This window comes from Streptomyces avidinii (genome assembly GCF_014650695.1).
GTDB classification, from domain to species: domain Bacteria; phylum Actinomycetota; class Actinomycetes; order Streptomycetales; family Streptomycetaceae; genus Streptomyces; species Streptomyces avidinii.
Window position 1 is genome coordinate 69,869 of sequence record NZ_BMVL01000014.1, and the last position, 20,672, is coordinate 90,540.

Annotated in this window: 13 protein-coding genes; 7 read left to right on the top strand and 6 right to left on the bottom strand. The window is 70.7% G+C overall.

Annotated elements, in window-relative coordinates; genetic code table 11:
- Positions 1-141: 141 nt before the first annotated feature.
- Both treS and IE257_RS29665 read right to left on the bottom strand, forming a co-directional pair.
- Positions 142-1,860: a maltose alpha-D-glucosyltransferase gene (gene treS, locus IE257_RS29660; RefSeq protein WP_189972953.1), complete on the bottom strand. Its 1,719-nt coding sequence runs from the start codon at positions 1,858-1,860 to the stop codon at positions 142-144.
- Positions 1,857-3,851 carry an alpha-1,4-glucan--maltose-1-phosphate maltosyltransferase gene (locus tag IE257_RS29665; RefSeq protein WP_189972954.1) on the bottom strand — a complete coding sequence of 665 codons (1,995 nt, stop codon included), beginning with the start codon at positions 3,849-3,851 and terminating at the stop codon, positions 1,857-1,859. The genes treS and IE257_RS29665 overlap by 4 nt, the downstream gene beginning before the upstream one ends.
- 819 nt (positions 3,852-4,670) lie before the next feature.
- Here IE257_RS29665 and glgP point away from each other — a divergent pair.
- Together glgP and IE257_RS29675 are read left to right on the top strand one after the other, a co-directional pair.
- Positions 4,671-7,307: an alpha-glucan family phosphorylase gene (gene glgP, locus IE257_RS29670; RefSeq protein WP_189972955.1), complete on the top strand. Its 2,637-nt coding sequence runs from the start codon at positions 4,671-4,673 to the stop codon at positions 7,305-7,307.
- A gap of 166 nt (positions 7,308-7,473) precedes the next feature.
- Positions 7,474-8,004 carry a hypothetical protein gene (locus tag IE257_RS29675; protein WP_189972956.1) on the top strand — a complete coding sequence of 177 codons (531 nt, stop codon included), beginning with the start codon at positions 7,474-7,476 and terminating at the stop codon, positions 8,002-8,004.
- Positions 8,005-8,123: 119 nt separating this feature from the next.
- Here the strand turns inward: IE257_RS29675 and IE257_RS29680 are convergent, their stop codons facing one another.
- Positions 8,124-10,394, bottom strand: a complete 2,271-nt coding sequence (locus tag IE257_RS29680) for a M4 family metallopeptidase (RefSeq protein ID WP_189972957.1) — start codon at positions 10,392-10,394, stop codon at positions 8,124-8,126.
- 383 nt (positions 10,395-10,777) lie between these two features.
- Here IE257_RS29680 and IE257_RS29685 point away from each other — a divergent pair, with 383 nt between their 5' ends.
- Positions 10,778-12,253 (top strand): sugar transferase, encoded by a 1,476-nt coding sequence (locus IE257_RS29685; RefSeq protein WP_189972958.1) that lies wholly within the window; start codon positions 10,778-10,780, stop codon positions 12,251-12,253.
- 22 nt (positions 12,254-12,275) lie between these two features.
- On the opposite strand, the gene IE257_RS29690 is transcribed toward IE257_RS29685, so the two are convergent.
- Positions 12,276-13,220 carry a GDP-L-fucose synthase family protein gene (locus IE257_RS29690; RefSeq protein ID WP_189972959.1) on the bottom strand — a complete coding sequence of 315 codons (945 nt, stop codon included), beginning with the start codon at positions 13,218-13,220 and terminating at the stop codon, positions 12,276-12,278.
- A 404-nt stretch (positions 13,221-13,624) separates the two neighbouring features.
- Between IE257_RS29690 and gmd the strand changes: the two genes are divergently transcribed.
- The 4 genes from gmd (at position 13,625) to IE257_RS29710 (ending at position 18,757) form a co-directional block, all read left to right on the top strand.
- Positions 13,625-14,638, top strand: coding sequence for a GDP-mannose 4,6-dehydratase (gene gmd, locus IE257_RS29695; protein ID WP_189972960.1), 1,014 nt, complete (start codon positions 13,625-13,627; stop codon positions 14,636-14,638).
- Between the two features lie 245 nt (positions 14,639-14,883).
- The gene (locus IE257_RS29700) at positions 14,884-17,658 is read left to right on the top strand and encodes a CBM96 family carbohydrate-binding protein (RefSeq protein ID WP_189972961.1); all 2,775 of its coding nucleotides are present in this window, start codon (positions 14,884-14,886) and stop codon (positions 17,656-17,658) included.
- A gap of 97 nt (positions 17,659-17,755) precedes the next feature.
- Positions 17,756-18,430 carry a hypothetical protein gene (locus IE257_RS29705; protein WP_189972962.1) on the top strand — a complete coding sequence of 225 codons (675 nt, stop codon included), beginning with the start codon at positions 17,756-17,758 and terminating at the stop codon, positions 18,428-18,430.
- 108 nt (positions 18,431-18,538) lie between these two features.
- Positions 18,539-18,757, top strand: coding sequence for a DUF6458 family protein (locus IE257_RS29710; protein WP_189972963.1), 219 nt, complete (start codon positions 18,539-18,541; stop codon positions 18,755-18,757).
- Positions 18,758-18,984: 227 nt separating this feature from the next.
- On the opposite strand, the gene IE257_RS29715 is transcribed toward IE257_RS29710, so the two are convergent.
- Positions 18,985-20,097 carry a glycosyltransferase gene (locus IE257_RS29715; protein WP_189972964.1) on the bottom strand — a complete coding sequence of 371 codons (1,113 nt, stop codon included), beginning with the start codon at positions 20,095-20,097 and terminating at the stop codon, positions 18,985-18,987.
- Positions 20,094-20,633: a WcaF family extracellular polysaccharide biosynthesis acetyltransferase gene (locus IE257_RS29720; protein WP_189972965.1), complete on the bottom strand. Its 540-nt coding sequence runs from the start codon at positions 20,631-20,633 to the stop codon at positions 20,094-20,096. The genes IE257_RS29715 and IE257_RS29720 overlap by 4 nt, the downstream gene beginning before the upstream one ends.
- Positions 20,634-20,672: the final 39 nt, after the last annotated feature.

Consider the following 20,672-nt stretch of genomic DNA (forward strand, 5'->3'; position numbering starts at 1 on the left):
TCCCCGGGCCGTCACAGAATGCGCAGAGTGTCCCGGATGCGCGGCAGTTGCTTCTCCGGCATGTGCGAGTGTCGGGTCAGGATGGTCCGTACAGGGGCGGGCGATTGACCCATTCGAGCTGCCCGCCCCGTCTTCGGCCCGCTACTCGGCGCGTTGCTCGCCGCGCTGTTCGGGCCGCAGCCGGAACCAGTAGAAGCCGTGTCCGGCCAGGGTCAGCAGGTACGGCCACTCGCCGATCGGCGGGAAGCGCACGTCACCCGTGAGCTCCAGCGGGACCCGCCCGTTGAACGACCGCAGATCCAGCTCGGTGGGCTGCGCGAAGCGGGAGAAGTTGTGCACGCACAGCACCAGGTCGTCCCCGTACTCGCGGAGGAACGCGAGCACCGCCGGGTTCGACGACGGCAGTTCGGTGTACGAGCCGAGCCCGAAAGCGGTGTTCGCCTTGCGGATCTCGATCAGCCGCCGGGTCCAGTGCAGCAGTGAGGAGGGCGACGCCATGGCCGCCTCGACATTGGTGACCTGGTACCCGTAGACCGGGTCCATGATGACCGGCAGGTTCAGCCTGCCCGGATCGCACGAGGAGAAACCGGCGTTGCGGTCCGGGGTCCACTGCATGGGCGTGCGCACACCGTCGCGGTCACCCAGCCAGATGTTGTCGCCCATGCCGATCTCGTCGCCGTAGTAGAGGATCGGCGATCCGGGCAGGGACAGCAGCAGGGCGGTGAACAGCTCGATCTGGTTGCGGTCGTTGTCCAGGAGCGGGGCGAGCCGGCGCCGGATGCCGATGTTGGCCCGCATCCGCGGATCCTTGGCGTACTCGGCGTACATGTAGTCGCGCTCTTCGTCCGTGACCATTTCGAGGGTGAGCTCGTCGTGGTTGCGCAGGAAGATTCCCCACTGGCAGCGGTCCGGGATCGCCGGTGTCTTGGCCAGGATTTCGGAGACGGGGTAGCGGGACTCTCTTCGTACGGCCATGAAGATGCGCGGCATGACGGGGAAGTGGAAGGCCATGTGGCACTCGTCCCCGCCCTTCGCGTAGTCCCCGAAGTAGTCGACGACGTCCTCGGGCCACTGGTTGGCCTCGGCGAGCAGCACGGTGTCCGGGTAGTGCGCGTCGATCTCGGCCCGGACCCGCTTGAGGAGCTGGTGGGTTCTGGGCAGGTTCTCGCAGTTGGTGCCCTCCTCGGCGTACAGGTAGGGCACGGCGTCGAGGCGGAAGCCGTCGATGCCGAGGTCGAGCCAGAAGCGCAGGGCCGAGACGATCTCCTCCACCACGGCCGGGTTCTCGTAGTTGAGGTCCGGCTGGTGGGAGAAGAATCGGTGCCAGTAGTACTGCTTGCGTACCGGGTCGTACGTCCAGTTGGAGGTCTCGGTGTCGACGAAGATGATGCGGGCGTCCTGGTACTGCTTGTCGTTGTCGGCCCACATGTAGTAGTCGCCGTACGGTCCCTCCGGGTCCTTGCGCGACTGCTGGAACCACTCGTGCTGATCGCTGGTGTGGTTCATGACGAAGTCGATGATCACCCGCATGCCGCGGGTGTGCGCCGCGTCCACGAACTCCACGAAATCGGCGAGGTCGCCGAACTCGGGCAGCACGGAGGTGTAGTCGGCGACGTCGTATCCCCCGTCGCGCAGGGGTGAGGCGAAGAACGGCGGCAGCCAGAGGCAGTCGACACCGAGCCACTGGAGGTAGTCCAGCTTGCTGGTGAGCCCCTTGAGGTCCCCGACGCCGTCGCCGTTGCTGTCGTGGAATGAGCGGACGAGGACCTCGTAGAAGACCGCCCGCTTGAACCAGTCGGGATCGCGGTCCTTGGCGGGGGTGTCCTCGAAGGTGTCGTGGACGGGATCGTTGATCATCATGTGGTGGGTGACCCTCCGGTGGGCGGGGACGGTCGCAGAGCGGCCAGTACGTGCGCGGGCGTGCGGCCCGGCTCTAGGCGCACGTAGTTCGCCCTGCCCCAGTGATAGGTCTCGCCGGTGAGCTCGTCGCGCACCGCGAGGGACCCGTGCCAGTCGAGGCCGAGTACCGGCATGTCCAACGAGACCGTCGCCTCCTGGGTGTGGTGCGGATCGAGGTTGACGACCACCAGTACGGAATTGGCTCCGGCATGCTTCGAATAGGCGATCACCTGTTCGTTGTCGGTCGAGTGGAAGTGGATGTCGCGCAGCTGCTGGAGCGCCGGGTTGCGGCGGCGCAGCCGGTTCAGCGAGGTGATCAGCGGGGCGATGGTGGCGCCGGTGCGGTCGGCGTCCGCCCAGTCGCGTGGCCGGAACTCGTACTTCTCGGAGTTCATGTACTCCTCGCTGCCCTCCCGCATCGGAGTGTTCTCGCAGAGCTCGTAGCCGGCGTAGACACCCCAGGTGGGGGAGAGGGTGGCGGCGAGGACGGCCCGGACCTCGAAGGCGGGACGGCCGCCGTGCTGGAGGTACTCGTGCAGGATGTCCGGGGTGTTCACGAAGAAATTCGGCCGCATGACGGAGGCTGAGGGGGTGGCGGCCAGCTCGGTCACGTATTCGGTCAGCTCGGCCTTGGTGTTGCGCCAGGTGAAATACGTGTACGACTGCTGGAAGCCGATGGCGGCGAGCGCCCGCATCATCGCGGGCCGGGTGAAGGCCTCCGCCAGGAAGATCACGTCCGGATCGGACTTGTTGATGTCCGCGATCACCTTCTGCCAGAAGACGACCGGCTTGGTGTGCGGATTGTCGACCCGGAAGATCCGGACCCCGTGGTCCATCCAGTGCCGCAGGATCCGGCAGGTCTCCTCGACGATCCCGGCCATGTCGGTGTCGAAGTGGATCGGGTAGATGTCCTGGTACTTCTTCGGCGGGTTCTCCGCGTACGCGATCGTCCCGTCGGCGCGGTGGCGGAACCACTCCGGGTGCTTCTCCACCCAGGGGTGGTCGGGGGAGCACTGCAGGGCGAAGTCCAGCGCGATCTCCATGCCCAGCTCGCGGGCGCGCCCGATGAAGGCGTCGAAGTCCTCGATGGTGCCGAGCTCCGGGTGGACCGCGTCGTGCCCGCCCTCCGTGGAGCCGATGGCCCACGGCACGCCCGGGTCCCAACTCCCGGCGGAAAGGGTGTTGTTCGGACCCTTGCGGTAAGTGGACCCGATCGGGTGGATGGGCGGCAGGTAGACCACGTCGAAGCCCATCGCGGCGATCGCCGGCAACCGCTCGGCGGCGGTCCGGAAGGTCCCGCTGACAGGAGCCTCGTCGGGCTCCAGCACTGCTCCCTCGGAGCGCGGGAACATCTCGTACCAGGAGCCGAAGAGGGCCCGCTTGCGCTCCACCAGCAGCGGCAGCGGCTTGGAGGCCGTGACCAGCTCCCGGTAGGGGCGCCTGGCGAACGCGGCGTCCACGGCGGGGTCGAGGGCGGCCTCGTGGCGTTCGATCGCGGGCCGGTCCTCGTCGCGCATGGCCTCGGCTGCGGCCAGCACGGCCTCTCGCCCGTCGCGCTTGGGGATCCGGGCCCCGGCCCGCTCGTAGAGCTCGGCGCCCTCCAGCAGCATCAGCCCGGTGTCGATCCCGGCGGGGATCTTGATCGCGGCATGGGCCCGCCAGGTGGCCACCGGATCGCTCCACGCCTCGACGGTGTACGTCCACCTCCCCTCGATCTCGACGGAAATCCTGGCTCCCCACCGGTCGGTGCCGGGGGCGAGTTCGCTCAGCGGCACGGGGGCACGCAGCCGCCCGCCCGGATCACGCAGGACGAGGTGGGCGGCGACGGCGTCGTGCCCCTCTCGGAACACGGTGGCGGAGATCTCGAAGACCTCGTCCACGACCGCCTTTGCGGGTCTGGCGCCGCAGTCGACGGCGGGGCGGACGTCCAGCACGGGAATGCGACCGATCATGATGGGATCACCTGGGGGCAGTTCGCAGGGCTCGGTGACAACAGGCCAGCCGGAATCACGGCTGGTAGTGCACGCTCTGTTCGCTCTGTTTCTAGCCGCTCAGTGGACGGCTGGGCTGCGGGCATGGCCGCTCCTGTCCGCGTTCACTCGGGTGGCGGGGAGAGGGTTTGTGGGCGGGTGCGCCGTGCGTGTACGCGTCTACCCGGGGAGCCCTTCCCACTATCACCCCACCCAACCCGGGTGCTCGGTTAACTACTCGTACGTAGTGGCACGGGCGATGCCGAGGGTCTGGTCGACATCCGGCCGGGCTCCGTCAAGTCGGCCGGGACCAAGTGACGTACGGGCGGAAGCGGAATCGGGCGGGTGCGCGGCCGGGGCGGGGGGCGGGGCGCGACCGGGGTGGGAAACACCCGTCCCACGGGCCCCGCGGACCCCGTCGGCCGAGCCGCCGGGGCCACCCCGGGAGGCGACGGTCCGTCAGAGCGGAAGGCGCGGGTGACCAGCGGTCCCGGGATCCTGAAGCATGCGTTCGAAGGGCGACCGCCGTCGTCCCGCAGTGCCGGGGCGCACTCGCAGGGGGCCGACGGGTCGTGCGGAGCACCGGCTGCCGCGGCGGATCCCGGGCGGCAGCGGGGAGGGGGCGGTCCCCGGCCGTTTTCGGCCGGGCGCCCGGACGCGAGCGGTCGCACCCGCCCCGGTGGAGCGCCACAGGCGCCATGGCCGGAACCCGCGGGCGTCGCTAGCCTTCCGGGGGTGATGCGCGGGTGCACAGCGTGGTGCGGCCGCTCCTATCCGTAATCCCCTGCGAAGGTGGAACACGTGAAGGCTATCCGTCGATTCACCGTGCGCCCCGTCCTCCCGGAACCCCTGCTGCCGCTCACCGACCTCGCGCGCAATCTGCGCTGGTCGTGGCATGCCGAAACCCGTGAACTCTTCCAATCCGTCGACCCCGAGGGCTGGCAGGCCGCCGGCGGCGATCCCGTCCGGCTGCTCGGTGCCGTTCCGGCGGCCCGGCTCGCGGAACTGGCCGCCGACCGCCGGTTCCTGCGGCGGCTCGCCGTCGCCGCCGCCGACCTCGATGACTACGTGAAGGGCGGGAGGTGGTACCAGAGCCAGGAAAACGGCACGGAACTGCCAGCCGCCATCGCCTATTTCTCGCCAGAATTCGGGATCACCGCCGCCCTGCCCCAATACTCCGGCGGCCTCGGCATCCTCGCCGGGGACCACCTGAAGGCCGCCAGCGACCTCGGCGTCCCGCTCATCGGCGTGGGCCTGCTCTACCGCCACGGCTACTTCCGGCAGTCGCTCTCCCGCGACGGCTGGCAGCAGGAGCACTATCCCGTCCTCGACCCCAACGAACTTCCGCTCGGCCTGCTCCGCCAGGACGACGGCACCCCCGCCCGCGTCTCGCTGACCCTGCCCGGCGGACGCACCCTGCACGCCCACATCTGGCAGGCCCGCGTCGGCCGGGTGCCGCTGTTGCTCCTGGACTCCGACGTCGAGGACAACGACGCCCCGGCCCGCGAGGTGACCGACCGGCTCTACGGCGGCGGCAGCGACCACCGGCTGCTCCAGGAGATGCTGCTGGGCATCGGCGGCGTGCGCGCGGTGCGCGCGTACTGCCGGATCACCGGGCATCCCGATCCCGAGGTCTTCCACACCAACGAGGGCCACGCCGGATTCCTCGGGCTCGAACGCATAAGGGAACTGGAGCGGGAGCAGGGCCTCGGCTTCGAAGCGGCCGTCGAGGCGGTGCGCGCCGGAACCGTGTTCACCACGCACACCCCCGTCCCGGCCGGGATCGACCGCTTCGAGCGGGCCCTGGTCGCCCGGCACTTCGGGGAGGGCGGCGAACTGGCCGGCGTACCCGTCGAGCGGATCCTGGAACTGGGCGCCGAGACCTACCACGGAGGCGACCCCGGGGTGTTCAACATGGCCGTGATGGGCCTGCGCCTGGCCCAGCGGGCCAACGGGGTGTCCACCCTGCACGGCGCCGTGAGCCGGGAGATGTTCGCCGGCCTGTGGCCCGGCTTCGACCCGGCCGACGTCCCCATCACCTCCGTGACCAACGGGGTGCACGCCCCGACCTGGGTGGCCCCCGAGGTGATCCGGCTCGGCGCCCGCCAGATCGGCGCGGGCCGCGCCGAGGACGCGCTGTCGGTCGGCGGCTCCCCGCGCTGGGACGCGGTCGCCGACATCCCGGACCAGGACGTGTGGGACCTGCGCCGGGTGCTGCGCGAGCAGCTGGTGCAGGAGGTACGGGACCGGCTGCGGGCCTCGTGGCGCCAGCGCGGGGCCGCGGCGGCCGAACTGGGCTGGGTGGACTCCGTCCTCGATCCCGACGTGCTGACCATCGGCTTCGCCCGGCGCGTGCCCTCGTACAAGCGGCTGACACTGATGCTGCGCGACCCGGAGCGGCTGCGCAGGCTGCTGCTGGACCCGGAGCGGCCGGTGCAGATCGTCGTCGCGGGCAAGGCGCACCCGGCCGACGACGGCGGGAAGCGGCTCGTGCAGGAACTGGTGCGGTTCGCGGACGACCCGCGGGTACGGCACCGGATCGTGTTCCTGCCCGACTACGGCATGGCCATGGCGCAGAAGCTCTACCCGGGCTGCGACGTCTGGCTGAACAACCCGCTGCGACCCCTGGAGGCCTGCGGCACGAGCGGGATGAAGGCCGCGCTGAACGGCTGCCTCAACCTCTCCGTGCTGGACGGCTGGTGGGACGAGTGGTTCGAGCCGGACTTCGGCTGGGCCATTCCGACCGCCGACGGGCTCGGCGCGGACGAGGACCGGCGCGACCACCTGGAGGCGAGCGCCCTCTACGAGTTGATCGAGAACCGGGTCGCGCCCCGGTTCTACGACCGGGGCGGGCGCACCGGGCTCCCGGTGCGGTGGATCGAGATGGTCCGGCGCACCCTGGTCTCGCTGGGGCCGAAGGTGCTCGCCGGACGGATGGTCCGGGAGTACGTGGAACGTCTGTACACGCCGGCCGCGCTCGCCCACCGGGCCCTGGACGCCGAGGCGGCGCGTGACCTCGCCTGGTGGAAGGGGCGGGTCCGGGCGGCCTGGCCGCGGATCTCGGTGGAGCACGTGGAGACGCTGGCCGAGGCTCCGGTCAACGGCACCGCCGAGCTGGGCGCCACCCTCACCCTGCGCGTGCAGGTGGCGCTGGACGCCCTCGCGCCCGAGGACGTGGAGGTGCAGGCCTTCGCCGGCCGGGTGGACCCGCAGGACGTGATCCGGGACGGGCGGAGCTTCCCGCTCAAGCCGGCCGCGGGACCCGATCTGGACGGCCGCTGGGTGTACGAGGGCCCGCTCGCGCTCGACCGTACGGGGCCCTTCGGCTACACGGTGCGCATCCTGCCGTCGCATCCGCTGCTGGCGACCCCGGCCGAATTGGGCCTGGTCGCGGCCCCGGTGGAGACGGACGCAGGGGGTGGCGTGCTCCTGCGCTGACCTCGTGGGGCCGGGCGGCGCACTGCAGGTGCGCGCCGCCCGGCCTCCCGGGTGAACCACGCTCGCGCAGGGTCTGCCGAAACGTTCCGGCGATGTGTCCCGCTCCTACGCTGCCCGAGGATGCCACCGGACCGGTATCCCGGAACCCGAGGAACGGACACCCCCCATGCGTCTTCGCCCGACCGCCGCCGTGATCGTCGGCGCTCTCGCGCTCGCCCTGCCCACCGCCGGGCCGTCGCTCGCCGACGACCACGGCGAACGCGCCCTCGGCACGCTGCACTACGAGTACCTCGACGCGGGCGGCGCCACGCGCAACGGGCGGATCCGGCCCGCCGACAACGACACCTGCTACCTGCTGACGCGCACCTCCCGCGACGAGCCGGCCATCGAGGTGCGCAACGAGACGCAGTCGCTGGCGGTCCTCTTCGACAACCGCAGCTGCGAGGGCGAGGCGGAGGCGGTGCTGAAGCCGGGAGGCAGGGCGAAGCAGGTGGAGGTCGTCTCGGTCTACTTCAAGCCGGCGGACGACGAGAACGCGGGCCGCGGCGACAACGGCGCCAATGGCGGCAACGGCGACAACGGCACCTGGCCGGGCCGCGGCGACCAGAGCCAGGACCAGGACCAGGACCGTGACGACGAGGACGACGTGGACGATGTGGAGGGCTTCGTCGCCCGCATCCTGCGCGCCCTCGGCTGATCCGGCCCGGAAACGCCCCGGCGTCGAAGGCACATGGAACAGGGCCGCCCGGGGAGGATTCCTCCCGGGCGGCCCCGTGATCTATCTGCTCAGCCGGTGTTCACGCTGCCCCGGTGGGGTCAGAAGGTGAGCTTCCAGCTGTTGATGTAGCCGGTGTCCAGGCTGGCGGCGTCCCGGACGCGGAGCTTCCAGGTGCCGTTCGCGACCTCGGAGGAGGCGTTCACGGTGAAGGACTGGACGATGTTGTCCGCGCTGCCGCCGGTGCGGTTGCGCAGGTTGTAGACGCTGCCGTCGGGCGCGACCAGGTCGACCACCAGGTCACCGACGTAGGTGTGGACGATGTTCACGTCCACCTTGAGGGCGCTCGGGGCGTTGCCCGTGCGCGTCACGTTGAGCGGGGACTCGACGGTCGCGTTGTCCGCGATCTGGTAGTCCGTGGTGTTCTCGAAGACGTTCGGCTGCGTGGTGCCGACCGTCCAGGTGAACGCCGCGGTGCCGGTCTGGTTCTGCGAGTCGGTCACTGTGACGGTCACGTTGGACGTGCCCGCGGTGGTGGCGGTGCCCGAGATCAGGCCGTTGGAGGAGTTGATCGACAGCCCGGCCGGCAGGCCGGTCGCCGCGTAGCTCAGCGCACCCGGGTTCGTGCTGGTGGCCTGGACCTGCAGGCTGACGGCACCGCCCGTGACGGTGTTCTGGTTGGCGATCGGGGTGACCGAGACGCCGTTGGAGATGCGGGATCCGACGGCGATGCCGGCCCACGCGTTGGCGACGTTGTTGTAGATCGTCGAGCCCTGGCCGTAGAGGTCCGCGGCGGCCTTCAGGGTCTGGACGCGGGCGTCGGCGTAGTTGGTGTTCGACTTGAAGTAGCCCACCGTCAGCGCACGGAACCAGATCTTCGAGGCGGCGTCACGGCCGATCGCGGTGACCGGCAGGCCGTCCGCGGTCGGCGAGTTGTAGCTCACGCCGTTGATGACCTTGGCGCCCGAGCCCTCGGAGGCCAGGTAGTACCAGTGGTTGGCCGGGCCCGAGGAGTAGTGGACGTCGATGCCGCCGAGGCCCGAGTACCAGCTGTCCTTGGACGAGCCGTCCTTGCTCGGCTTGTCCATGTAGCGCAGCGGGGTGCCGTCGCCGTTGATGTCGATCTTCTCGCCGACCAGGTAGTCGCCGACGTCCTGCGGGTTGTTGGCGTAGAACTCGACGGCCGCGGCCATGATGTCCGAGGTCGCCTCGTTCAGACCGCCGGGCTCACCGCTGTAGGTCATGTTGCCGGTGACCGAGGTCAGGCCGTGGGTCATCTCGTGCGCGGCCACGTCGGTGGAGGTGAGCGGCTTGTTGTTGCCCTCACCGTCGCCGTAGGTCATGCAGAAGCAGGAGTCGCTCCAGAACGCGTTGACGTAGGCGTTGCCGTAGTGGACCCGGGTGTAGGGGGCCACGCCGTCGTTGCGCAGGCCGTTGCGGCCGTGCACGTTCTTGTAGTAGTCCCACGTGACGGCCGCGCCGTAGTGGGCGTCCGCGCCGGCGGTCTCCAGGTTGGACGGCAGGTTGTTGCCCCAGGTGTCGTCCGGGCCGGAGAACAGGGTGCCGGTGCCGGAGCCGGTGCCGCGGTTGAGGTTGTACGTCTTGTGGTTGCCGCGGGCGGCGTCGGTCAGGTTCCAGGTGCTGCCCGACTGGGTGGTCCCGAGGGTCACCTGGCCGCTGTACATCGTGTTGCCGGTGCCGGTCTCGATGGCCTGCCACTCGGTGATCTTGGCGCCGGTCTTGGCGTTGGTCACCACGTGGAGCTCGTTCGGCGTGCCGTCGTGCTGGAGGCCGCCGACGACGGTCTCGAACGCGAGGACCGGCGCGCCCTCGGCCGCCCAGATCACCTTGCGGGCGCCCTTGGTGGCCTTGGCCTCCTTGGAGCCCTCGGCGTTGGCGGCGGAGACGGCCTGGCTCTCGGCGGCCGCCGGGGTGACGGTGGCGCTGGTGTCCGCGACCTTGATCTCGTGGTTCGTCGCCTTGGTCACGCTCTTGGTGACGCCGCCCTTGGCGTGGACGGTGAGGTCACCGCCGAGGACCGGGAGTCCGTCGTAGGTGCGCTCGTACGTCGTGTGCGTGGTGCCGTCGGCGTCCTGGACCACGTCGCGGACGACGAGCTTCTCGCCACTGCCGAGGCCGAGCGCCTTGGCGGCCTGGACGGTGGTGGAGTTGGCCTCGGCCAGGAGCGTCGCACGCTCCGAGGCGCTGAGTGCGCGGTTGGCCGCGCCCGGGTTGGACTGGGCGGCCTTGGGTGCCTGCGACGCGGTGGCGTCGGCGGTCGCGGTGCCGGTCTGTATACCTACGGCGAGCAGGGCTGCCGCGGCAACGAGCGCGCCGGCTGCGGTGGCACGCCTCTGGGGGGTGGACCTCAACGCAGACTCCTTCTGCAAGGGGGGTTCCGGATGGCTGGGTGGGCCTCCGGGCAGAACAGGGCTGGTGCGATGAACGGTCGAAGATTGCCACTCGCAGCGTCAGATGTCAGGGCCGCGTCAAAAGGTTGGCCGGAAACGGTCCGTTGTTCGAAGATGCGACTCCGGTATCCGGACCATTCACCTTCGTATGCCTTCCTGCGCCGCCCAATAACCGGAACACCAGGTACCGGTTGCTAACACTTGCGCAACAAGAGGCTGCGTTGACCCAAACGGCATTTACCGTACGGGTGTTTGTCGTACTGTTTCCCGGTGCGGCAGATGTTCGGTGCCAGGGGAAGCCATGGACACCTGCCGTTGTCATAGACCACGTGCCAGGGGGGCCCATGAGGCATGTTCATTTTCCTGCGCAAAGAGTGGCCAGAGCGGCCCGGGAGTCCCTTGCGCCCGCACGGCGCCTCGGAGACAAGGCCCGTTGGTACCGCCCTGCCGCAGTCGCCGCCGATTTCCTCGGCGCCGCGATCCCCGTAGGACTCGTCTTCGATGCCGCGCAGCAGGTCCGGCCGGTCTACTGCGCCCTGGCCGCCGCCGTGGCGTGGACCGGGGTGCAGGCGCTGCGCCGGCGCTACGCGTCCCGGGCCCTCGGGGAGTCCCGCGGTGTGCTGCCCGTCGTACATGACTGGCTGATTCTTATCGGCGTGCTGGCCGTGGCGCGCGTGGTGACCGAAGAGGCCACCCCCCGGCTGTCCGCCCTCGGGGCCCTGCTGCCCGCTCTGCTCATCACCGTCGCCGTCCACAAACTGACCTACCGCCACCTCTCGGCCGCCCGCCGCGAGGCCCAGGCCGTGAGCCGCGTCCTGGTCGTCGGCGAGCCCGACGCGGCCGAGGACGTCATCGCGCACCTCGCCGCGCGCACCGACCACCCGTACGTCGTCGTCGGCGTGGTCCCGGTCGGTACCGGGCCCCTCGCCAGCGGAGTACCCGTGGCGGCGCGGCTCGACGGAACGACCCCCGAGGTCCCGAACAGCGACTCGGCCGCCGTGCTCGGCGCCGTCGCCAGCCACCACGCCGATCTGGTGCTCGTGGCCCCCGGCGTGCGCATCACGGGGGAGCGGCTGCGCCGGATCGCCTGGGCCCTGCACGACGCCGGGCTGGAACTCGCGGTCTTCCCCGGACTGGTGGAGGTCTCCGTCAAGCGGCTGGAGACCCTGTCCGCGGGCGGGCTCGCCGTGCTGCGGGTCGCGCCGCCCGTCAGCCGCGGGGTGCAGACCCTGCTCAAGTCGGCCCTGGACCGGGTGGGAGCCGCGGCCGGACTGCTGCTGCTCTCCCCGCTCTTCCTGGGGATCGTGCTGGCCATACGGTTCGGTTCGCGCGGCCCGGCCTTCTACCGCCAGCGGCGGATCGGCCGCGACGGGGCCCCGTTCGTCATGTGGAAGTTCCGCACGATGGTCGTGGACGCCGACGCACTCAAGGCCGACCTGTCCGGGGCAAACGAGAACGACGGCCTGATGTTCAAGATGCGCCGCGACCCGCGGGTCACCCGGGTGGGCAGACTGCTGCGCCGCACCTCGCTGGACGAGCTCCCGCAGCTCATCAACGTACTGACCGGCAACATGTCGCTGGTCGGCCCGCGCCCGCCGCTGCCGGAGGAGGTGGCGAAGTACGACGAGGTCGAGCTGCGCCGGCTCACCGTACGGCCCGGGATGACGGGGCTGTGGCAGATCAGCGGACGGTCCGACCTGTCCTGGGACGAGACCATCCAGCTCGACCTGCAGTACGTCGACAACTGGTCCTTCACCAGTGATGTCGACGTCATGGGCCGCACGCTCCGCGCCGTCGTCGACGGTCGCGGAGCGTACTGAGGAACCTGGGCCGCCTGTGCGATCAGCTCTGCTCGCGCCACCACCGGTAGGTGGCGGCGATGCCGTCCCGCAGCGGGACGGCGGGCTTCCAGCCGAGCGAGGTCAGGCGGCTCACGTCCAGCAGCTTGCGCGGGGTCCCGTCCGGCTTGGACGTGTCCCAGGCGAGGCGGCCGCGGAAGCCGGTCACCTCGGCGACGGTCTCGGCGAGCTCCTTGATGGTCAGGTCCTCGCCGCAGCCGATGTTGACGGGCTCGTCGCCGTCGTAGCTGCTGAGCAGCACGGCGCAGGCCGCGGCCAGGTCGTCCACGTGCAGGAACTCCCGGCGCGGGGTGCCCGAGCCCCAGAGCGTGACCTCGTCACGGCCATCGGCGGCGGCCTCGTGGAAGCGCCGGACGAGGGCCGGCAGGACGTGCGAGGTCTCCAGGTCGAAGTTGTCGCCCGGGCCGTAGAGATTGGTCGGCATGGCCGAGATGTACGAGGCCCCGTACTGCTTGCGGTACGACTGGACCTGGACGATGCCGGCGATCTTCGCGAGGGCGTAGGCCTCGTTGGTCGGCTCCAGCGGGCCGGTCAGCAGCGCGTCCTCGCGGATGGGCTGCGGGGCCAACTTCGGGTAGATGCAGGACGATCCGAGGAACAGCAGCCGGCCCACGCCGGCGGCGTGGGCGCCGCCGATCACGCTGAGCTGGATCTGCAGGTTCTCCTCCAGGAACTGCACCGGGTACGTGCTGTTGGCCATGATCCCGCCGACCTTGGCCGCAGCCAGCACCACGGCGTCCGGGCGGACGTCCTTCAGGTACGCCGCGGTCGCGGCGGCGTCGCGCAGGTCGAGGTCGGCCCGGCTCCGGGTGAGCACCTCGTGGCCGTCGGCGGTGAGCCGCCGGACGACCGCGGACCCCACGAGGCCGCGGTGGCCCGCGACGAAGACGCGGGCGTTCGGGGGCAGGAGCGGCAGCGAACTTGTCATACCGCCGATGATGCCAGTCCGCTCCCGCGGGGGTCGCAGGGGTCCACCGGGGCGGGCTCCTGCCCGTGGGCCGGAGCCCGCCCCGGTGGACCGCTCGGGCTCCGACGCGGTTCCCGCCCCGGCCCGTCGGCCGGGCCGCGGCCGGCCCTCGGCCCGGGCCCGGACGGCGCCGAGGAGACGACCGGAACCGGGGCCGGCCCGGCCCGCGTCAGCTCCGGGCAGGGGCGTCCGCCCCGCCGGGGCGGTCCGGGAGCAGCCGTGTACGGTAACGCAATCCGGCCCCCGGGCCGCGGCAGGGCCGTTCGGTGCGACGCCCGAAGGCCCGCTCCGCACCCACCCCGAGGCGCAGCCTCATGAGGCGCAGCCTCACCACGACAGACAGAAACCACCAGCAAGGGGACCCCATGGGCAAGACCGCACTGATCACCGGAGTCACCGGACAGGACGGCTCGTACCTCGCCGAGCTCCTGCTCTCCAAGGGCTACACGGTGCACGGGCTCGTGCGGCGGTCCTCCAGCTTCAACACGGAGCGGGTCGACCACATCTACCAGGACCCGCAGACCGCCAACCGGTCCTTCGTCCTGCACCACGCCGACCTCTCCGACGGCGTCGCGCTCGTGAACCTGCTCCGCGACATACGCCCCGACGAGGTCTACAACCTCGGCGCGCAGTCCCACGTCCGCGTCTCCTTCGACGCCCCGCTCTACACGGGCGACGTGACCGGCCTCGGCGCGCTGCGGCTGCTGGAGGCCATCCGGGCCAGCGGTGTCGACACCCGCATCTACCAGGCCTCGTCCTCCGAGATGTTCGGCGCCACCCCGCCCCCGCAGAACGAGGCCACGCCGTTCCACCCGCGCAGCCCGTACGGCGCCGCGAAGGTGTTCGCGTACTGGACCACGGTGAACTACCGCGAGGCGTACGACATGTTCGCCGTCAACGGGATCCTCTTCAACCACGAGTCCCCGCGCCGCGGCGAGACCTTCGTGACCCGCAAGATCACCCGCGCGGTGGCCCGCATCAAGGCCGGTCTCCAGGACCACCTCTACCTCGGCAACCTCGACGCGGTGCGCGACTGGGGCTACGCCCCCGAGTACGTGGACGCCATGTGGCGGATGCTCCAGCAGGACGAGCCCACCGACTACGTCGTCGCGACCGGAGTGGCCGCGACCGTCCGCGAGTTCGTCGAGTCCTCCTTCTCGCACGCCGGCCTCGACTGGACCGAGCACGTGCGCTACGACTCCAAGTACGAGCGCCCGAGCGAGGTCGACGCCCTCATCGGCGACGCTTCCAAGGCCCATGACCTGCTTGGCTGGAAGCCGACGGTCCTGGTGGCGGAGCTGGCGCAGATCATGGTGGACGCCGACATCCGCCAGGTCGAGGACCAACTGGCGGGCGTGACGGTCCGGATCGACCGCTGAGGCCTTATATTTCCCCTACGGTTTGCCGTGTTCCGGCCATACGTCGCAGCTCTGCGCGGGTATGGCCGGGGTAAACCTGCCGTATGTCCCTTGTGCGCCCTCATGTTGAACCTGTTGATTCCAACTTGGTATGCAATGGGTCAAGAGAGGTGACCGGGCCTTCACGTGAGCCCTAGTCTGCGCCAGTACATATGGCTGTTCGGATAGTTCAAGCCATCAAACCGGGCGATTGCCCTGGGGGGCTCATGCGTAGATCCAGAGGGCTGACTGCTGCCCTCGTCCTGTCACTGGCCGGTGCGGGTACCGGCATAGGCCTGGTGTTGATGCCTCAGGCGTCCGCCATCACGCCGCCTGTGGCATTCACCGCCGACGAGCTGCCCACCTGGCAGCCGAACGGCATCGTCTGGGCCATGGCCCAGGCCAACGGCACCGTCTTCGCCGGCGGTACCTTCTCGGCAGTCCGCCCGCCCGAGGGCGCGGCCGGAGCCGAGCAGGACGCCGTGAACTTCGTCGCGCTCGACGCCGCGACCGGCAACCCCACCTCCTGCAAGCTGGCCTTCACCATCGGCGACGGCACCGCGACGGTGCGCGCGCTGGTCGTCTCGAAGGACAAGAAGACCCTCTACGCGGCCGGCTCCTTCGGCGCGGTCAACGGGACCCCGGTCTCCAGCCTCGCAGCCATCGACATCGCGAGCTGCACCCCCAAGGCATCGTTCCACCCGAGCTTCCCCGCCACCGTGCGCGCGCTCGCCGTCACCGACGACACCCTGTACGCGGGTGGCGACTTCAACACCGTCGAGGGCCAGACCCGCGAGCGGTTCGCCGCCGTGGACGCCTCCACCGGTGCGCTCAAGCCCTTCGTCGCCAACGTCGACGAGCCGGGCCGCGCGGTCGAGGTCACCCCCGACGGCAAGAACGTCCTCCTCGGCGGCGACTTCTTCACCGTCAACAACTCCAACAGCCACGCCCTGGCCGTGGTCAACGCCACGACGGGTGCGGTCACCAAGACGTACAGCAACATCCCGTCGAACTCGGTCGTCAAGGACATCTCCACCGACGACACCGGCTTCTACACGGGCCACGAGGGCTCCGGCGGCGGTGTCTTCGACGGCCGCATCGGCCTGCGCCTGAGTGACTTCACCGAGAAGTGGCGCGACCGCTGCCTCGGCGCCACCCAGTACGTCCTGCCGTACGAGGGAGTGCTCTACAGCTCCTCGCACGGGCACGACTGCTCCACCGAGCTGGAGTTCCCCGACGGCAAGCGGAACTTCCTGCTGGCCCAGCCGACCAACCACGAAGGCGCCGCCCCCGCGCCCGTGGACGGGTTCGTGCGCGGCCCCGGCAAGCTCGGCTGGCACCCCACGGCCAACGACGGCATCGGCGAGGGCATCGGCCCGCGCGTCATGTCCGTGGCCGAGAAGAACGACGTCAAGTACATGTGGGTCGGCGGTGAGTTCACCCTCATCAACGGCAAGGCCCAGCAGGGTCTGACCCGCTTCGCCTCCACCGGCGACGTCGGTGCCCCGACCACCCCGGTGGCCAGCGCCTCCAGCGTCAAGCCCGGCGAGGCCCAGGTCCGCTGGCGCACCAGCTACGACGCGGACGACAGCAAGCTGACGTACCGCATCTACCGCAACGGCTCGGCCACCCCGGCCGCCACGGTCACCGCCAGCTCGCTGGAGTGGGAGCGCCCCCAGGCCTCCTGGAACGACACCACGGTCAAGGCGGGCCAGAGCTACACCTACCGCGTGACCGCGACCGACGCCGCCGGTAACACCAGCGCCCTGTCGGCCACCACCTCGGTGACGGTCCCGACCTCGGTCCAGTCGTACCCGAACCAGGTCCGCACCGACGGCGCCGACCTGTACTGGCGCTACGACGACGCGGTCAGCCCGTACGTCGCCGACTCCTCGGTGTCGGGCAACCGCAGCGGCATCCAGGTCAACGCCCCCGCCCTGAAGCAGTCGCCCGGCGCCGTCTCCGGCAGCACGGCGATGGGCTTCAACGGGACCAGCCAGCAGGTGCACAGCGACCGCCGTCAGACGGTCGGCAACTTCACCATCGAGACCTGGTTCAAGACGAACACCACGCGCGGCGGCAAGCTGATCGGCTTCGGCAACAACACCACCCGCAACAGTGGCTCGTTCGACCGCCAGATCTACATGACCAACACCGGTCGCCTGGTCTTCGGCGTCCACAACGGCTCGACCCGGACCGTCTCCACGGGCCTGTTCGAGACGTACAACGACAACAAGTGGCACCACGTGGTCGGCACCCAGGGCCCCAGCGGCATCACGCTGTACGTCGACGGCCAGAACAAGGGCTCGCTGAACGCCACCAGCACCGCTGCCTACGCGGGCTACTGGCACGTCGGCGGTGACAACCTCTCCGGTTGGCCGACCCGCCCGACGAGCAACTTCTTCGCCGGCCAGCTCGACGAGACGGCCGTCTACCCGTCGGCGCTCACCCAGGCCCAGGTCAAGAACCACTTCGACCTGGCCAAGGCCCCCACCGACACGGTCTCCGCGGTCAAGACGACCGAGGACACCTACGTCAACCAGGGCGCCCCGAGCACCACCTACGGCACGTCCACCTCGCTCGCGGTGCGCGGCAGCGGCTCGCTCTACGAGTCGTACCTGCGCTTCAACCTGCCGGCCGCCCCGTCCGGCCAGGTCCTGAAGTCCGCCTCGCTGCAGATCAAGACCACCACGCAGACGGGCGCCGGCACCGCCGACACCGTGAAGGTGGTCCCGGTCACCGGTAACTGGACCGGCGCGGGCACGGCCTTCAACAGCAAGCCCACCCTCGGCACCACCCCGCTCGGCAGCATCGCGGGCGTGCCGGACGGCTCCGCCGTCCACAACGTGGAGCTGGACACCACCGCGCTCTCCGCGGTGCTGGGCAGCAGCTACAGCCTGGGCCTGACGAGCACGGGCACCGACCCGCTGTGGATCTGGTCCTCCGAGGCCACGGCGGCGGAGGGTACTCCGCAGCTGGTCCTCACCTTCGGCGCGAAGTAAGCGACGAAGACCGGAACAACCGCCTTACGGCGTGCGGGGCCCGGCTCTACGTGGCCGGGCCCCGCTTGTACACCCCCTTGAGTACGGGAGCCATCCGATGTACCGACGCTCCGCAGCGGCTGCTGTCCTGCTGGCCGCCGCCCTGACGCTCACCGCCTGCAGTTCGGGCGGGGACAAGGCCGACTCCGGCGCCAAGCCGAAGCCTCCGGCCTCGTCGGCGGCCCCCGACCCCGCGGACACCCCGCAGCCGTCGGGCTCCGCGGCCGACGCGAAGCCCACGGGTCCCGTCCTTCCCGACGCGAAGATCACCCCGAAGACGGGCAGCTTCACGGCGCAGGAGAAGCAGTACCTGAGCGGTCGGGTCCCCGAGAAGATGGACCCGGCGGCCGTTCTGCAGACCGGCCAGGACGCCTGCCAGCGGGTGGCGCGCACCGCCAAGCGCGACAAGGACGCGGCGACCGGAGCCGTCATCACCGGCGAGATCGCGGGCGCCAAGGACGCGATCAACCTCCTGTGCCCGGAGCAGAAGCCGATCCTCGCCGCGGCGGAGAAGGGCTTCGCGGAAGGCCCCCGGACCTCGCCCGCGGCCGGCAACTACCGGGCGCTGACCCAGGCCACGAACTGCACCTGGGAGGCCAAGGGCAAGGACGGCTCCGTCCTCGCCTCGGGCCCCGAGACCCCGCCCAAGGCGGGCGACAAGATCACGGCGGCGATCCCGGCGGGCACGGCGGAGTTCAACTCCTCGGGCTGCTACGCCTGGATCCCCGCGTAATCGAACGCCGACGCCCCCGAGGACCGGACTCCCGGCCCCCGGGGGCGTTTTCGTACCCGGAACCGGGGTACCCGCGCGGTCACAGCCATGACAGCGGAAGGCGGACCCATGGGCATCGGCGGATGCATCGTCCTGATCGTGGTGGGTGCCATCCTCACCTTCGCCAGCGACTGGGAGCTGGAGAGCGTCGACCTCGACCTGGTCGGCCTGATCATGATGGCGGTCGGCGGCATCGGCCTCGCCGTGTACACCAGCATCTACAAACGCCGCCGCACGGCGGGCGGCGCCATCCCGGTGGTGGAGGAACACCGCCGCGATGTCATCTGACGCCGCCCTCGGCCCGGCGGATGCCCTCGTGCGTTCCGGTCCTCCGTGATCGAAGCCGCGCTCCCGGATCTGAGGGGCCCGGCCGACACGATCCGAAAGGGATGACCCGGCCGATGTCGTGCAGCCACGCCGCCGCGACCAGCAGCTGTCCGTCCGCCTCCGGAACGGACGGGGACTGCGGTGCGGATGAGGGTGCGGCCCGCACCGTGTCGATGCGGGCCGCACCCTCAGCGGCGGATGCCTCCGTAGACCGGGAGGAGGGTGTCAAGGACGGCGTCCATGGAGAAGGACTCGGCGGCCAGTTCGCGGGCCGCGCGGGAGGCCTTGTGGTTCGCCGTCGGGTCCAGCAGGTCCAGGACGGCGGCGCAGACGCCCGCCGGGCCGGGGTCGACCGCGTGGCCGGCGCCGGTGCGGGCGATGTCGCGGGCCAGGCCGTTGGAGTGGGTCACGACCGGGGGGACGCCCACGGAGAGGGCCTCCAGTACCGACATGGGGAACGGCTCGTCCACCGACGGCAGCACGTAGACGTGGGCCCGGCGCAGTTCGGTGAGGACCTCCGCGCTGGACAGGGCCCCCGGGACCGTGAACCGGTCGGTGAGGCCCAGTGCCCCGATCCGGGCCCGTACGGCGCCCAGTTCGCCCTCGTCCGGTCCCGCGACCACGAAGTGGGCGTCCGGGTGGACGGCGAGGACCCCCGGGGCCGCGTCCACGAAGTCCACCGGCCGCTTACGGGCCTGCAGGCGCGCCGAGTACAGGATGCGCGGCGGCCCGCTCAGGGCAGGCCGTTCCTCCTGTGCCGGGGTGCCGTTGACCAGGCGGACCGCCTGCGCCAGCGGAGCGCCGACCACCGCGTCCAGCCCCTCCCGCTCGTGCGGGGTCAGGTACAGCACCGCGTCCGCGCCGCGCAGCAGGCGGCGTACCGCCACCGCGTCCAGCACCTTGGCCAGCAGCTTCTCGCTCGGGTCCACCATGCCGTGGGTCTGCAGCACCAGCGGCTTGCCCGCCCGCAGTGCGGCCAGGGCCACCGGTAGCGTCACCAGGTCACGTGCCAGGTGGACGTGCACGACATCGGCGTCCCGCACCAGCCGGCCGGCCGAGGCCAGCAGGGCCGGCGAGGTCATTCCGCTGAAGCCCAGCGGCAGCAGCCGGCGTGCCGGGAACAGCTTCGCCGGAACGCCCTCCACATCGGTCGGCCACTCCTCGAAGCCCTCGCCGAGCGCCAGCAGCCGCGCTTCGTGCCCCCGGGCCCGCAGCCCCTTCGCCAGGTTCAGCGCGACCCGGACAGGGCCGCCGAAGGCGTGCGAGGGGGAGTGGAGCGTGACGGCGTGCAGGACTCTCACTTGGGCTCCTCGACCGGGCGGCGCTGCCCGTCCATCGTCTGCAGGGTCAGTGCAGGAAGGTTTTTGTGGACCACCGAACCGGCGCCCGCGACCGCGCAGCGCCCCAGCGTGACCCCGGCCAGCACGGTCGCCCGTACGGCCACCCACGCGCCGTCCTCGACCACGATCGGCGCGTTGCGGTAGCGGAAGTCGGCGGCCCGGTGGTCGTGCGAACCGGTGCACAGCATGGCTTCCTGCGATACGCACACGTTCGCCCCGATGGTGACCGGCTCCAGGTTCAGCAGCCAGGCGCCTTCGCCGATCCAGGTGTGGTCGCCGACCGTCAGCTTCCAGGGCCACAGCACCCGCACCCGGTGCCGGATCAGCACGCCCTCGCCGATCTTCGCCCCGAAGGCGCGCAGCAGCGCCACCCGCAGCCGTGCCGGACAGAACCAGCTCATGAACAGCGTGTTCATCACGGCGAACCAGAGCGCCTGCGTCAGCAGCCCGCGCCCCTTGTCGTACCCGGCCAGCGTGAAGGAAGGAAGATCCCGCAACTGTCGCCCCCATCTGCTCCCCCGGGCTTCGTCCGGGGG